Here is a 15,324-nt window from a genome sequence, read left to right on the forward strand (position 1 = left end):
CAATTTACGGAGTAGCGGATCTGGCTTGCGCATCCTGCAGCTTCTTAGCCACATCTTCAACGGAGCCGCCCATCATAATTTCTTGCAGACCGTTGTTGATGACTTCAGCTGCTTCTGCAGACAGATAAGCATCGTATACCGGCGTGATTCCCGTCGATTTCACAAGGTTGTACGCCTTGTAGTACAGGGAAGTTACTTTGGATTGGTCGATCTCGGCATCGTACATAACCATGGAATTGCTCTCGGCAATGGATTTCTGGGCTTCCGGTCCGCTCACGGTGTAGATCAGCTCCAGCGCGAGCTCCTTCGCTTTGCCTTCGGTTCTGCTGCTGAGCGCAAGTCCGCCGCCGGCGCCGCCGGAAATGGTGTTCGCTTCGCCTTTGCCGCCTGGAATCGCCGGCAATGTGGTTACTTCAATGTCCTTCATTTGCTCTTCTGTAGAAGATGCCGCAAGATTCGTCAAGGTCCAAGCGCCGCTGATCATCATCGCTGCATTGCCTTGAATGAAGTACTGCTCGGCTTGCGTGTTATCAATGCTGTTCGCGCCTTCTTGGAACGCCTTGTTATCCACGAGCTGCTTGAAATAGCCAAGCGCCTCGATGAATTCCGGATCGGTGAATTTCGCTCCCTGCTGGGCAGCGGCATTCTTGAACCATTCCGTACCCGTTACCCGGTCCGCAAGCGAGCCGAGAATCGTCGACTGGGCTACCCACGGCGCCTTGTTGCCAAGCGCAATCGGCGTGATTCCGTTGTCGTTGAACGTCTTAATCGCGGTCATCATTTCATCCCACGTCGTTGGCACCTTCACGTTGTGCTTCTCAAAGAGCGCCTTGTTGTAATACAGGATCGATGTCGCCGACATTCCGAGCGGAGCGGAATAAATCTGGCCTTCTTCAAATTCGAATGGATCGAATGCGCCAGGGAGGAACTTCTCTTTCCATTCCGGATGCGCATCCAGCACTTCCGTAATCGGCTGGAGCAGCTTCGCTTGATGCAGCTCGGACGATTGGCTTCCGGCATAGACGAAAAATACGTCCGGCATTTCGTTGGCGGCAGCCACCGTGCTCAAGCGCTGGCGATAGCCGTCCGGAGGGATCGCCTGTGCGTCCAGCGTAACCTCCGGATGATCCTGTGCGAACTGATCGATATAGCTGCGAACGGCCTTCGCCCGCAGGTCGTCACCGGCAAAGTTGTGCCAGATCGTCAGCTTTACCTTCTCCGAGCCGTTCGTGCTCTCGCCGGCCTTCTCACTGCTCTTTCCGCCGCCGCAAGCGGCCAGGAGCAGAGACATCGCCAGCAGGACTAGACCTATTTTTCTTCCTGGTCTCATAGTTAAATCCCCCTTTTATAATCGTTCGGATGGGTTAATCTCTTGATGTTCGTCTTTAGTATAAAAGAGGATATAGCGCTTACATAGGGGATATACTTCAGTCCATAGAGGGACAAAATTCAGGATTTGCCCGATATTCCGACGGGGTCTGTCCGGTCCATTTCTTAAACAGCCGGTTAAAGTACTTGATGTCCTCATAGCCGATTTCATTGGCAATTTCGCTGATTTTGGCCGGTGTCTCCCGAAGCAGCACCATGGCCTTCCGCAGCTTCGCCTGGGTGACGAATTCAATATAATTTTGACCGGTTTCCTTCTTGAACATCTCGCTGAAATAGTTCGGATTCATGTGCACATGGCGGGCAACCTGCTGGAGCGACAGGCTTTGGCCCAAATGCTCGTGAATATAGGCGATCGCACGTTGAACCGGTGTCGTCGCCGATACCATTTCACCGTACTGCTTCATGATCAGCCCGAGATAACGGGTCAGCACGCTCTCCGGCGAAATCTTTAACTCCCCGAAATGGATTGGCTCCTCCGAAGTAAGCGGGCTGGAATACCCGATAGAGGCCGCCGCGCGTTCAAGCCAGCGCTGCGCATGGATGAGCAGGGAATGCAGATATGCCTGCACCGATCCCGGGGTTGCCTCCGGATCGCTTGTAATTCGCTCGAGCAAACGCCCGATCCAGGCATACAGGGCCGGCTCCTGGCCGGAACGAAGCAGCGAAGCGAGCTCCGCTTCCTCGTCCTGCGTGCATACGGTCCGGATCCCTTTACGGCCGGAGATGTCCTCATAGCGGATGCTCCGCTCATGCCCGAGCAGCCATGCATAGGAGGCGGCCTCCTCCGCCGAAGCCAAGGCAATATGCAGCTCCGAGGCCTCATGAACCGGCCGGCCGCTTGCGGCTAAGACCCGGCAGCCGTGCCGGGTCTCCCACGCTCGGACGGCGGCGTTCATCCGATCCGGGCCGCCTGGCTCGGTTCTAGCGAGCACAAGCAGCGCGCCGTTCCATTCAATCCACGCGCAGGGCAGCTCTTCGGCGAGCACGGAGCCTAGGGATGCATTGCATTCGGTTGGCCGGGATGCTTCGTCCCCTTGCTCCATCGCCTGAATGGACAGCAGCCAAATTTGAAGCGACTTGCCCGCTTCGATGCGAAGCTGGGGATATCGGTTCCACAACTCAGCTATGCTCGCTTCATCGGGCGAAAAGCCCGTTGCAAGCACCCTTCGCAGAAAGCTGCGGTTAACGGCGGCTTCCTGCTCCCTGCCCTTGGCGTGATGCTGCCTGCGTGCTTCAATCCGTGCCCTCGCCTGATTGGCAGCCTCAATGATTTCGGTCGGCCTGCTCGTCTTGAGCAGATAATCACTGACCCCCTCCCGCATCGCCTGCTGGGCATAAACGAACTCGTCATAGCCGGAGATGATAATGATCTCGATCTCGGGATAACGCTGCCGTACCTCATGAGCCAGATCGAGCCCGCTTGCGCCCGTCATCCGAATGTCGGTAAATATAATATCCGGCATCTCGAGCGGAAGCCGCTGAAGGGCTTCCTCCGCCGAAGCCGCGGGGGGAAGCACCGTATAGCCATGCTCCGCCCATTGAATCACCGTGCTCAGACCATTGCGAATGATCACTTCATCATCAACGATCAATACCTTCAAGGTTTGTCATCCCCTTTGTTAATTCCTTCATGGCCGGTGTCATCCATCGTATCCGGTATCGTAAACAGGACCCGGGTTCCGGCACCTTCGGTGCTTTCGATCTCCAAGCCGGCATCCCGCCCGTAATGGAGAAGAAGCCGTTTATGCACATTGCGCAGCCCGTAGCTCCCGCGCCCGGCTTTCTCCCGTTCTTGCTGCTGCGGATGCTCCGTCAATTGCTCCTGCAGCCATCTGAGGCGATCCGGGGACATCCCGATTCCGTCATCCTCCACGGTGAAGCGAATCCCGCCCGGTACGCGCTCCCCGTATATCGTAATCGTCCCTAGGCCGTCCCGGCTCAAAATACCATGCAGCATGGAGTTTTCCACGAGGGGCTGCAGCAGCAGCTTCAGCATCGTCTGGTTATACAAGCTCTCCTCCACGCGGACGTCAAACTCGAACTTGTCCGGGTACCTGATCTTCTGAATATTCACATAATGGCGGACATGCATGATCTCTTGCTGAATCGTGCAGTATTCCTGGCCGTTGTTCAGGCTGAACCGCAGAAAGTCGCTGAGCGAGCCCACCATCTCGGCAATCTTTACATCCTGGTTCATCAGGGCCAGCCAGTGGATGGAGGATAGCGTATTGTAAAGAAAATGCGGATTGATCTGTACCTGCAGCGCGTGCATGTCCGCTTCCTTCTTCAGCGACTCGCTCAGCTTTACCTCATCGGTCAGCTTCACGATCCGCGAGCTTAGTCGGTTATAGCTGATAATCAGCTGGCCGACCTCGTCAACCGTTTTGACCGGGAGGGCCGGCAGCGGCTCCTCGGGACTGGAGTTTTTCAGGAACTTCGCGAGCACGGACAGCGGGTTCGTAATTTTCTGGATCAGAAACAGGACGAGCACGATCACGAACACGACGGCCACGGTGACCGCCACCGCCGTAAGCTTCAAAAAGTATTGGTTCTGCGAGCGGTACTCCTGCGACGGGATGATGCCGACGAGCTTCCAGTTCACACTGGACATTTTTTTATATAGGATCGTCTTCTTGTCTTCATCCTTGCCGTAATCCATGCTGCCGCTGTCGCCTTCAAATTCGCCGATGGAAGGGTAGTAATCCGAAAGCGTCAGATTGGTCTCCATATCCGGCGGGCCGACGATGATCCGGTTCTGCTCGTCCAGAAGCAGCACGAAGCCGCTCTTCTCCAGCACCGCTTGCCGGAATTGGTTCGCGATGACCGCTTGATCGAGGTTGATCTGCAAATTGCCGATCGGCTTGTACTTGTCCGTGCTGCGGATCGGCCTCGCCAGGGTGATCACCTTCCTGACTCCTTCAAAAGTCCACTGCCGGTGGACGAAAGACCACCATTTCGGATGCTGCGCGTAATAATCCGGAATCTCCTCCGTAATGTCCTTGAACTCGGATCGCACCAGCGATTTATGGGAAATCGGATCCTTATTGCCGAGCGGCTCCACGATAATGTTGGCGATATAGTCTTTGGAAAACGCCAGATTGGTCAAAAAGTTGATGACGGTCGTCTGCTGGACGTAATTGCTCTCGGACGACTTCAGATAGGACTGCACGCCGTTATGGCCGATCAGAAACAGCGACATGTTCTCAACATCCTTCACCATCGTATCGAGATACGCTTCAAGCTGGCGCAAGGTATTCATGCCCGTAATTTTGGCCTTCTCCTCCGTCAGGCTTTCCGCCATGTTAAAAGAGAAAAAGCCGAGAAACAGCAAAGGAACCATCGTCGTAATAATGATAAGCAGCGATAATTTATGCTTTAATGATTTCCCAAGCCATTGCTGCAATGCGTTCACCTCATTTATACCCTAGGGAATGGGTCCGTAAGGCTAGTTAACTTTGTATGCGGTTACTACAAAATTGGACAACGGTCGACATCCACCAAGTTTATTACCTATCTTAGAGGATACTTAAGACTCAAGTAAATGGTATTAAAGGCTTAGGGAGGAAAATATAAGTTCCCTCCATCCCGCTCACCAGATATCCAGGAAGCAGCTTATGGGAGCGCCTTTTGCAGCCTTACATATTACCTTCTGCAGCTTGTCTTTAAACCGGAAGATTTCTTGGCCCAAGGGGCCTTGAAGCCATTAGTAAGCTTAGAAGACTCCAATTAAAAGCTCTTGCACATGGTCAGCAGCAGCAGGCCGGGGGAGCTTTGCATGCCTGCGAAGCCAATGCTTTGAGCTGCATTTTATAATCTATCACAAGCCGTTTAGATTTGCAGAAATATGCAATACAGGCAAGCACCGGTTACTTCCCAGTGTCCGATTCGGCTTGGAACACCAAGAGCCGTTTCCCGCGCACGATTGTGCGCGATTGTGCCCGATACATATTACGATTACCACCAATTAGACAGAAATTTAATTAAAAATTCGTTAACTTGACCCGAGATCAGTAGCACCGCTTTGGCAAACTACCAGCTCTAAAGAGTACAATATGTCCCGATATGAAACAAACATTATTTGATAAAATGTGTTTTTATAATTAGATACTTAAAAAACCTATTAGGAGGAGAAGCAGTGCAGGAAAAAAGCAAATTAACTATTATGATTGGAATCTTAATTTGTCTTATAATTATTGCTCTTAAGCCAGTCCCCCAAAATAATGCTCCTGATTTTCCATCATACGTCAGCGAGTCAGTTGTACAACTAGCTGAGAACAGAATAGCTATAGTTGAAACAGAAACTAATTCTGGACTGAGTGGAGAAGTAATTGTTTTGGAGTTCAATGAGGACAGGAAGACCTTTGAGCCTATTGGAAGATATAATTATCTCGACTTTTTTAAAAACCCTGAAAAATACAATTTCTAAAACTCGTTTTTATTTTTGGTTTTATTTTGCTAAACGAAAATGGATTAAAGCTTACAAGGCGAAAAGGGCGCAAGATATAAAGGATACATGTTCTTCTCCTAATTGATTTAATATGAAAACATCCTTCCTGCAGCTCAAACATCGTCGCCCGGATCCAGAGCAATTGATTCTATTGGAGGAGGTGATGGACTGTGAGCATGAGTTTTTCCGCATTTGCATTCTTGCCGCTTATCGCATTAATCGTTCAGGGGCTATTGGCACTGCTTGGCCTTTATGCGCTGTTTCTTCTGATCAAGCTATTGATCCGGCTCATCACGGCGGTCGAGCTGTACATTGATGATAAGAAGAACCGTCGTCTATAAAAGGAAGCCTGACGGCAAATAACATGCAAGTTCCTTTTGGAAGATTTGCTTAAAACCTGGGGGGCTCCCTACCGCTGCTTGTCACGCACATCTGCTGCTTGCTGAGGATATGGAGCTCCCTTTGGCGCGTACGTTTCTCTTCTCCCGATGGCTTCTAGCTCCCTTTCTCTCTTCGGCCCCCTGTTTCATGCATGTTAGGGAATTTTTCCACTGTTTCGGCTTCTTGGCCTTGTTTCGCCAATTCTGTGAATATGATAGATTAAATGGATACATGGATATAAATTCTCTTAGGAGACTATGCGAACATGAATTCATACTTGACCTTAGACGATATGCAGTGGCAGGAACTCATTCAGCGAACGACCCAGACCTTCAGCGACCTCACGATCAAGAGGGGCTTTCAATATTTCAAGCAAGGCCGCGTCCGCTCAAGCGAGCTGTCTGACCCTTCCTCCGGGGTGATCGATGCCCTCGTACAAGGCTCGGTTGCGGAACCCTATCAGGTCCGGCTTCGCGTCAATTCCCTGAGCGACAGCGAATGCTCATGCCCTGTTGAAGGGGCATGCAAGCATATGGCGGCCGTTCTGCTGGATTACGCTCAGCAGCAAGGGCGGTCCATTCACGCCCTCGTCAATGCACATTCGATGTCCTGGGCCAGCTCCCCCATTACTCCCAACTCTCTACGGCCCAGGACTGCAGCAGGGCAGGCTGCTCCGAGCCCCCAGAAATGGAGAGACAAAGCGGAGCAGCTGCCGACGCTGCCTATTACGGCATGGCATGAGCTGTTTGATATTTGCACGGCTTCGCTCGGAACGAACACCCAAAATTCGTTTTACGCCAAAAATGCCTTGGCCGCCCTTCATTATATCAAGCCGCCTCTGCCTGCCGATCTGGAACCGCTATACGGGCTGCATGCCCATCTCTTTGTACTGGAGAAGCTGGTAAAGCAGCAGGCGAGCGCCTGGAATTCCTCCGGCTCCTATATCGGCTACCATACCCAAGTGGCAGCTGACCACGTCCAAGACCAAATCGGGAGAATCTTAAAAGACGGACTTGAAGACATTGAACCGGGAGAGGCGTTTCGGGAACGCCTGGACGAAACCAAGGCGTATATCCGCAGGAGCATGCTGGTCGAGCCGAGGAACCGGAAGTTTTTTGCCAAGGTCTATATGCAGCTGTGGATCTACTGGATCAGCCCGGTTTACGGGGAGAATCAGCAGACATATGCGGATGAGCTTAAGGAGCTGCAAGCGGCCGAAGGCGATTTCGGCGCATCGCTCTCCCGTGCGGCATGGTTGACGTCACAGAGCCTGATGCACTTCTATATGAGGCAAGACGAGGCGGCCTGGGAGCTGCTCCGGGAAGCGGACAAGCTCAGCACCCTTTCGGCCGAATTCGTGTTGGGCTTCTTCCATATGCTGTATTCGGCTTCCGAGTGGGAACGACTCGCCCGCTGGCTTCCGGAGATCGGCCCGCTGCTTGGCAGCCATCGAAACGAACATCTCAGCCGTTACCAGGACTACTGGGATGCGGTGATCGAGCATGTTCCGGAGGCGGCCGAGCGCATGTGGAATTGCCTTGCCTCCCTGCTTCCATACTCCAAGCACATTTACCAAAATGCGCTCATGACCCACGGCCGCTGGCGGGAGTGGATCGATTATCAGCTGAGCACGGGCAGAGAACCGCTGGAGCTGAGGGTAAGCGACCTTGCGCCTGTTGAGAAGCATGCGCCGGAGCTTCTGCTGCCGTTTTACCACCAGGCGGTCGAACGCTACATTCTCCATAAGAACCGGGACGGCTACAAAGCTGCCGTCAAGCTGCTGAAGCGGTTGGCCAAGCTGTATAAGAAGCTCAAGCAGCAGGAACGCTGGGATTTGTTTATCACGTCCCTATCCGTCCGCAACAGCAGGCTGCGCGCATTTCAAGAAGAGCTGCGGAGAGGAAAGCTGATATCATGAGCAAATACACGGAAACCATCACGATTCATATGGCTATAAGCGAATTCGGGGACGCGGTGATTTACGGCTCGACCCTGATGCAGGGCTATGTACCCGGAACGTATTTGAAGCATCGCTTATTTGCTTGGCATGAGGACTCCTTCTACGGCACGGAGCTCACGGTCCAATCCGTCTCCGATATCGAGGTCGTCATACTGCCGGCTGAACAGGCCATTCCGTTCTTCGCGGACCTGCAGCTGCTGGAACATATCGAATGGCTGTGGGATGAAGCCTGTATTCCCTTTATCGAATTGGCCCCTGCCCTCGCTGCGTGCGCGAGGGACCGCCGCTTTGTTCCCGATTTCGGCGCCTACAAGGCCGGAAAGCTGCAGTGGGTGTGGGATGAGCAGGCTTTAACCCATGAGGGGCAGGAGAAGCTCGCCCTGCTGTGCGCGGACGAAACATGGGATGAGGGACTGCGCGCTTCCTTCTCGGCCTATGTTCACCGCCTATATTATGGAACGGAAGAAGCGGCAGCCGATCTGCGCAGAGAATATCCTTTGCTCTTCACGCCGCAACGGGCGGCGGCAGCCGGCATGGACGCGGCGGCTTGGCTCATCTCCATCGGATGGCGTCCGGATACCGCTCCCTTCCGTCCGCTGCTGCAGCTGCTGGAGCCCGATGAAGAAGAGACGAGTTGGCGTCTTGCGCTTGTGCTGCAGGACAAGCAGGACGCGGCGGCTCTTACCGACATACGGCTGGCGGAAGACGGAACGGCGCATGGTGCTTGGCCGGACACATGGGCTGCCCATATCGCCGAGCGCTCTCCCGGCTGGCTCCGAAGCTTGAGAGCGGCACTGCCGGACCGCTTCTTTGACGGCCATGGTGAACAAGTGCTCGGCAAGCCCCTCTCCGATGAGGCCGCCTGGCAGTTTCTGACGGCCGACAGCGCGCGGCTGCTGGAGGCCGGCTGGCAGGTGCTGCTTCCCGCCTGGTGGGAAGCGGCGCGCCGGAAGAAGCCGAAGCTGCGGGCCAAGGTGCGCGCAGGGGAAGGCGAGGCCGCAGGAGGAAGCAGCGGTGGCTCCTTGTTCGGCTTGGATTCGCTGGTCAACTTCGACTGGCGTATCGCCATCGGCGAATCCACGCTGACTGAGGCCGAATTCGCCGACCTTGTCGCCCGGAACGAACGGCTTGTCCGGTTCCGAGGGGAGTGGATTCCGCTCGATCCGGCCCTCGTCGCGCAGATCCGTCAGATGATGGCGGGCATGAACCGCGAAGAGGGGCTGTCCTTCCAAGACATTCTTCAGCTGCATTTACTGGGCAGCAGCGACGAAGCGGAGACGTCCGAAGCCGCCGGGGAATCTTCATCAGACGCAGATCGGGTGAAGCTGGAGGTAGAGCTTAACGAGCATTTCGTGAAGCTGATCGGGCGGCTCGGCCGGCAGGAAGAATGGCCGGAGCTTCCCGTGCCGCCAGACCTTAAGGCCGAGCTTCGAACCTATCAGCGGGACGGCTTTGCATGGCTTGCTTACCTGCGGCATTACGGCCTCGGAGCCTGCCTTGCCGACGACATGGGCCTTGGTAAAACCGTGCAGTTCATCGCATACCTCCTGCATGTGAAGGACACGGTGCGGCAGCGCGGCGAAGAGCCGCTTCCATCGCTGCTGATCTGCCCGACCTCGGTTCTGGGCAATTGGCAGAAGGAGCTGGAGCGCTTTGCACCGACGCTGCGGGTCATGCTTCATTACGGAGGCAAGCGAAGCGGCGGCGAAGCATTTTATCGGATGGCCTATGATGCCGACATCGTGCTGACCTCCTATGCGACCGCCACGCTCGACCAGGAGCTGTTAAGGGACGTCAAGTGGGAGTCCATTGGCATCGACGAGGCCCAGAACATCAAAAACGCAGACACCAAGCAATCCGCCGCTGTCCGCAGCTTTCCCGCAAGGCACCGCGTCGCCTTGACCGGTACGCCGATCGAGAACCGCCTCTCGGAGCTGTGGTCGATCTACGATTTCATCAATCCGGGATATCTCGGCAGTCTCCGCGGATTTACCGTGCGGTTCATTCAACCGATCGAGAAGGACAAGAACGAGCAGCGCACGGCGGAGCTGCAGAAGCTGATCAAGCCGTTCATGCTCCGGCGCAAGAAGAAGGATCCGGCCATTCAGCTCGACCTGCCGGAGAAGAACGAGATGAAGACCTATATTCATCTGACCGCCGAGCAGGGCACCCTGTACGATCAGACGGTAAGCGGACTGCTGGAGCGGATGCAAAAGCTCGAAGGCATCGAGCGCAAAGGCGCGATCTTGGCCGCCTTGACGCAGTTCAAGCAGCTCTGCGACCATCCTGCTCTGCTGACGAAGGAGCCGCTTCCCGAATTGCCGGGAACGGGCGGGCTTCTCGACACCGAAGCGATCGTGAGCAGATCTGCGAAGCTGGAGCGGCTGCTGTCCATGGTGAAGGAGCTGCGGGAAGAAGACGAGCGCTGCCTGATCTTCACCCAATATATCGGCATGGGCGATATGATGCGCCAGGTGCTGGAGCAAGAGCTTGGCGAGCCGGTGCTGTACCTGAACGGAAGCACGACCAAGCGGGCCCGGGACAGCATGATCGAGCGGTTCCAATCCCGGTCGCTGCCCCCAAATGAACAGCCGAATGTGATGATCCTGTCAATTAAGGCGGGCGGCGTAGGACTCAACCTGACCGCCGCGAACCACGTGTTCCACTTCGACCGCTGGTGGAACCCGGCCGTTGAGAATCAGGCAACGGACCGGGCCTACCGGATGGGCCAGACCAAGGATGTCCAGGTGTACAAGTTCATCTCTATGGGAACGCTCGAGGAACGGATCGATGAGATGCTGGAGAGCAAGCAGATGCTCAGCGATCAGGTCATCTCAAGCAGCGAAGGCTGGATTACCGAGCTCTCCACCGATGAATTGAAGGAGCTGTTCACGCTGCGGCGGGAATGGGTGTAGGCGAGCAGGAAGTTTGGGGTGTGATCGACTGACCTAAACTATAGTACACCGTTTGTCGCAGATTATTGGAATTTACTGGGACAAGCGTTTTATTATGATGCTATACTCATCTACAAGGACAAAGTGCGGTGGAGTGATCACGGCGTTAGCCTCTTGTTAAAGGGGATGATGCCATGATCACCCTTGGGGAGCTGCTGAACATTCTCAAAGGTGTTGCCGCCGTGTTAAGCATTCTGCTTAGTGCACGGAAGCTGTACCGCTGAACTGCACCCCTAATGTTGGACACCATCTAACATATTGGGGGTGCAGTTTTTGTATGGCTAAATTTAATGCCGAAAACAGACCCAGACCCTAACTCAACCCCCCATCTCCTCCATCAGCTGCCGCAGCTTCGCTTCCGTATTCGTGTCAGGTGCAGGCGTGTAGATGCTGCAGCGCAGGTCGGCATTCCCGTACACCTTCAGCGAGGTGAGCTCGTACACCATTTTTCCGGCCTTCGCATGCCTGAATTCCAGATGCACCTCCGGCGCGTAGCTGACCTGGCTCTCCTCCCACATCCGGGTAAAATCCGGATTCTTCCGTTTCATTTCTTCCAGAAATCGGTCATACCATTCATCTCCGACATATTGTCCGTAGTAGGACCGGAACATCGCCAGATAACCGCTGGCGAACTGCTCCCAGTTCACGGCCAGCCGCCGGAATTCGCGGCGTGTGAACAGCAGGCGGATCATATTCCGTTCCTCCGGCGGAATCCGGTCGAAATCCAGGAATACGAAGGCTGCGGCCCGGTTCCACCCGACGATGTTGCACATCCGGTCGGAGATCACGACAGGGCACAGCTTGAGCTCTGTCATGATCTTCTGCAGCGAAGGACTGATCTGAACGGCTTCCTGCTGAACGGGGTACACTTCCCCGCCCCCCTCAAATGCCAAGGAGTACAAATACCGCCGCTCATCCGCATTCAGCTGCAGCGCATTCGCAACGCAATCCAGCACGGACGAGGACACCTGAATGTCCCGTCCCTGCTCCAGCCATGTATACCAGGTGGTGCTGACGCCGGCCAGCTGCGCCACTTCTTCCCGGCGCAATCCCGGCGTTCTTCTGCGCGTGCCTGGCGGCAAGCCGACGGATTCCGGCGATATTTTGGCCCGCTGGCCTTTCAGGAACGCCGACAGCGCCTGCAGCCTGATTTGAGAGTTCATACCAGTCCCCCCTCGCTATCCAGCTCAGGATAGCAGTAATTATACTAGGATAAACGCTATCTTGTAATAGGATATAACTAATGACATTATAGCCTTAAGCAAGACAAGATATAAAGTCTTAGAGGAGGCTGGAATCTTATGGAAAGAGTCGTAATTACGGGCATGGGCGTCATTTCGCCGCTCGGCAATGACACCGAAACCTTCTGGTCGAGATTGTCACGGGGAGAGTCCGGCATATCGCCTATTGATACATTTGATACCTTAAAGCATAAAGTGAAAATAGCAGGCACCGTCAAAGGATTTGATCCAAACGAACGATTCGGCGCGAAGGAAGCCCGCCGTATGGACCGCTTCTGCCAGTTCGCCTTGGCAGCGGCCGATCAGGCCGTGTCCAGCTCCGGGCTGGACCTGACCCAGGTCAACCGGGAGCGCATGGGCGTCTACGTCGGCTCCGGCATCGGCGGCATCCAGACGCTCATGAATCAAAGCGAAACATTGGCCACGCGGGGGCCGGAGCGAATAAGTCCTACGCTCGTGCCGATGATGATCCCCAACATGGCTGCCGCCATGATCAGCATTCGGTACGGGACGTTAGGGCCGACGCTCGCTCCGGTGACCGCCTGCTCGATCGGGAACACCGCCATCGGCGAGGCCTTTTATCACATCCAGGCTGGCCGCTCGGATGTCATCATTGCAGGTGGTACGGAAGCGGCTCTGACCGGCATATCCGTCGCCAGCTTCGCGAACGCAACCGCCCTCTCTACCCGGGAAGGCGATCCCGCCCGCGCCAGCCGTCCGTTCGACGCGGATCGCGACGGCTTCGTCATGGCGGAGGGCGCCGGCATCCTGATTCTGGAGTCGCTTACGCATGCCAAACGCAGAGGCGCTCCCATCCTTGGCGAAGTGATCGGCTACGGCGCCAGCTCGGACGCCTATCATATGGTCGCTACTCCTGCGGATGGTGAAGGAGCTGCCCGGGCGATGAGAGCTGCGCTCGCCGAAGCACGACTGTCGCCGGCCGATATCGATGTTATCAGCGCCCATGCTACGAGCACCGTCATTGGCGACCGTTCGGAAACGGCGGCCATCAAGCAGGTATTCGGGGAGCATGCGTACCGGATTCCGGTGACGGCCAACAAATCGATGACCGGCCATATGCTTGGCGCCTCGGGCGGCATCGAAGCGATCGCGCTCGTCAAATCACTGCAAGAGGGCGTCATTCCGCCCACCATCAATCTGGAAACGCCAGACCCCGAGTGCGATCTCGATTATGTACCGAACCGGGCCAGACGCTCCGATGGTCTGCGGATCGGCATCTCCAATTCGTTCGGCTTCGGCGGGCATAATTCCGCGATTATTATCCAAAAATATGAAGGTGAATAGAAGTTAGCGTCAGGACCCCGGTGAAGCTGGGGTCTTTTGCTTGTTGCGCGGCTTTCTCTGCCTGCTAAATCGTGGACGGTCGCAGCAGACCAAAATTTTTTTTAAGCTAATCAAACTTTTCAAACCACTCGCACGTCTTGCTTCCGTAAGGCAATTGCAATTGATGGTTACCCGCGCGGGCCCAAAGGAGTGTCTGATTACATGAGAGGCGGCCGGAAGCTGGAGAAGCTTCTAATCCAATGCATCACCGAAAACCAGGAAAGGGCATATCGACTGGCTTACAGCTATGTCCGCAACAAAGAGGATGCCCTCGACATCGTACAGGACGCCATCCACAAAGCGTTCATGTCCATGGAAAACCTAAAGCATACGGGTTCATTAAAAAGCTGGTTTTTCCGGATCGTTGTGACAACATCCCTGGATTTCATACGAAAACAGAAAAAAGTCCAAATCATGGACGATGAAAAACTGGAGGTCGTGCTGCCAAGCAGCCAAGACCATTATCCGAATCTGGACCTGGCAAGATCACTGGATGAACTGCCGGACAAATACCGGATCGTGATTATCCTCCGCTTTTTTGAAGATATGAAGATCGAAGAAATTGCCGAAGTGCTCCATGAGAATCTCAGTACCGTGAAAACAAGGCTCTATCAAGGACTGCAGAAGCTTCGGGTGAACATGAGCGAGGAAGACCAAGAGGAGGAGCGACGATAATGCATGACAAGCTGAATAGGATGAAGCAGGAGTATGAGTCCATTCCTATTCCCGATGAATTAAACGAGATGGTGAACAGAACGATCGCCTCCCGGCGAAAAAAAATAAAGGCCATGCCCTGGCTCGCCAGCGCCGCGGCTGCATGCATCCTGCTGTTTGCCGGCGTAAACGCCAGCCCGGCCTTCGCCCAGGCGCTGTCTGAAGTGCCGGTGCTCGGGAAGATCGTCAAGGTGATCACCATCCGGGAATATGCCGAGCAGAGCGAAAACACCGATGTGCATCTTAAAACGCCCGGCATTGCCGGCATCGGCGATCCTGAGCTGGAGCAGTCCCTAAATACCAAGTATTTGGAGGAAAACAGGAGGCTGTACGAGGACTTTAAGGATGAAGTGGCTCAGCTGGAAAAAGGCGGGGGCGGACATCTCGGGCTGGAAAGCGGCTATGAAGTCGTCACCGATACGGATCGGCTGCTGACCCTCTCCCGTTATGTCGTCGAATCGGCCGGATCATCCGCCGAATCCCGCAAATACGATACGATCGATAAAATCAATCACATCGTCATCACGCTGCCGAGCCTCTTCAGCGACGACCGCTATATCCAAGCGATCAGCGACAATATTAAAGAGCAAATGCGTCAGCAGATGAAGGACGACCCTAACAAGGTCTACTGGGTTCAGCAGCCGGGCATCGAACCCGATATGCCGGAAGAGGAGATGTTCCGAAGCATCGCGAAGGATCAGAACTTCTACATTAATCAGGACGGCAAGCTGGTCATCAGCTTCGATGAATATGACGTAGCGCCGGGCTACATGGGCGTTGTGGAATTCACGATTCCGACGGAGGCGATCCAGGACTTGCTCGTCAGCAACGAGTATATCAACTAACTAATAAGAAGCCGTTTTGTACCGCGCAATAGCTCCACAGTGTACGGTG

11 protein-coding genes are annotated in these 15,324 nt (G+C 54.8%); 7 read left to right on the forward strand and 4 right to left on the reverse strand.

Annotated features, from left to right (window positions below; genetic code table 11):
- Window positions 1-4: 4 nt before the first annotated feature.
- The 3 genes from NST44_RS03240 to NST44_RS03250 all read right to left on the reverse strand — a co-directional run bounded on the left by NST44_RS03240 (window position 5) and on the right by NST44_RS03250 (window position 4,792).
- Window positions 5-1,330, reverse strand: coding sequence for an extracellular solute-binding protein (locus tag NST44_RS03240; RefSeq protein WP_007130658.1), 1,326 nt, complete (start codon window positions 1,328-1,330; stop codon window positions 5-7).
- 97 nt (window positions 1,331-1,427) lie between these two features.
- Window positions 1,428-2,990: a response regulator transcription factor gene (locus NST44_RS03245; RefSeq protein WP_340897807.1), complete on the reverse strand. Its 1,563-nt coding sequence runs from the start codon at window positions 2,988-2,990 to the stop codon at window positions 1,428-1,430.
- Entirely contained in the window at window positions 2,987-4,792 is a 1,806-nt protein-coding gene (locus tag NST44_RS03250) for a sensor histidine kinase (protein ID WP_007130660.1), read from the reverse strand. Before NST44_RS03250 ends, NST44_RS03245 begins: the two co-directional genes overlap by 4 nt.
- A 732-nt stretch (window positions 4,793-5,524) precedes the next feature.
- On the opposite strand from NST44_RS03250, the gene NST44_RS03255 reads away from it, so the two are divergent.
- The 4 genes from NST44_RS03255 to NST44_RS03270 all read left to right on the forward strand — a co-directional run bounded on the left by NST44_RS03255 (window position 5,525) and on the right by NST44_RS03270 (window position 11,092).
- A complete protein-coding gene (locus tag NST44_RS03255) occupies window positions 5,525-5,815 on the forward strand; it encodes a hypothetical protein (RefSeq protein WP_210094241.1) in 291 nt (96 codons plus the stop codon).
- 191 nt (window positions 5,816-6,006) lie between these two features.
- Entirely contained in the window at window positions 6,007-6,177 is a 171-nt protein-coding gene (locus NST44_RS03260; RefSeq protein WP_210094363.1) for a hypothetical protein, read from the forward strand.
- A 305-nt stretch (window positions 6,178-6,482) separates the two neighbouring features.
- Window positions 6,483-8,135, forward strand: a complete 1,653-nt coding sequence (locus tag NST44_RS03265) for an SWIM zinc finger family protein (RefSeq protein ID WP_340897809.1) — start codon at window positions 6,483-6,485, stop codon at window positions 8,133-8,135.
- Window positions 8,132-11,092, forward strand: a complete 2,961-nt coding sequence (locus NST44_RS03270; RefSeq protein ID WP_340897810.1) for a DEAD/DEAH box helicase — start codon at window positions 8,132-8,134, stop codon at window positions 11,090-11,092. Before NST44_RS03265 ends, NST44_RS03270 begins: the two co-directional genes overlap by 4 nt.
- A 356-nt stretch (window positions 11,093-11,448) precedes the next feature.
- On the opposite strand, the gene NST44_RS03275 is transcribed toward NST44_RS03270, so the two are convergent.
- Window positions 11,449-12,294: a helix-turn-helix transcriptional regulator gene (locus NST44_RS03275; protein ID WP_340897811.1), complete on the reverse strand. Its 846-nt coding sequence runs from the start codon at window positions 12,292-12,294 to the stop codon at window positions 11,449-11,451.
- A 138-nt stretch (window positions 12,295-12,432) separates the two neighbouring features.
- On the opposite strand from NST44_RS03275, the gene fabF reads away from it, so the two are divergent.
- From fabF to NST44_RS03290, 3 genes are all read left to right on the forward strand, one after another.
- Window positions 12,433-13,677 carry a beta-ketoacyl-ACP synthase II gene (gene fabF, locus NST44_RS03280; RefSeq protein WP_251536120.1) on the forward strand — a complete coding sequence of 415 codons (1,245 nt, stop codon included), beginning with the start codon at window positions 12,433-12,435 and terminating at the stop codon, window positions 13,675-13,677.
- Between the two features lie 201 nt (window positions 13,678-13,878).
- Window positions 13,879-14,391, forward strand: a complete 513-nt coding sequence (locus NST44_RS03285; protein ID WP_007130668.1) for an RNA polymerase sigma factor — start codon at window positions 13,879-13,881, stop codon at window positions 14,389-14,391.
- Window positions 14,391-15,275 (forward strand): DUF3298 domain-containing protein, encoded by an 885-nt coding sequence (locus NST44_RS03290; RefSeq protein ID WP_340897812.1) that lies wholly within the window; start codon window positions 14,391-14,393, stop codon window positions 15,273-15,275. The genes NST44_RS03285 and NST44_RS03290 overlap by 1 nt, the downstream gene beginning before the upstream one ends.
- The last annotated feature ends 49 nt before the right edge of the window (window positions 15,276-15,324 follow it).

This window comes from Paenibacillus sp. FSL W8-0919 (genome assembly GCF_038003785.1).
Lineage (GTDB): Bacteria > Bacillota > Bacilli > Paenibacillales > Paenibacillaceae > Paenibacillus_AQ > Paenibacillus_AQ lactis.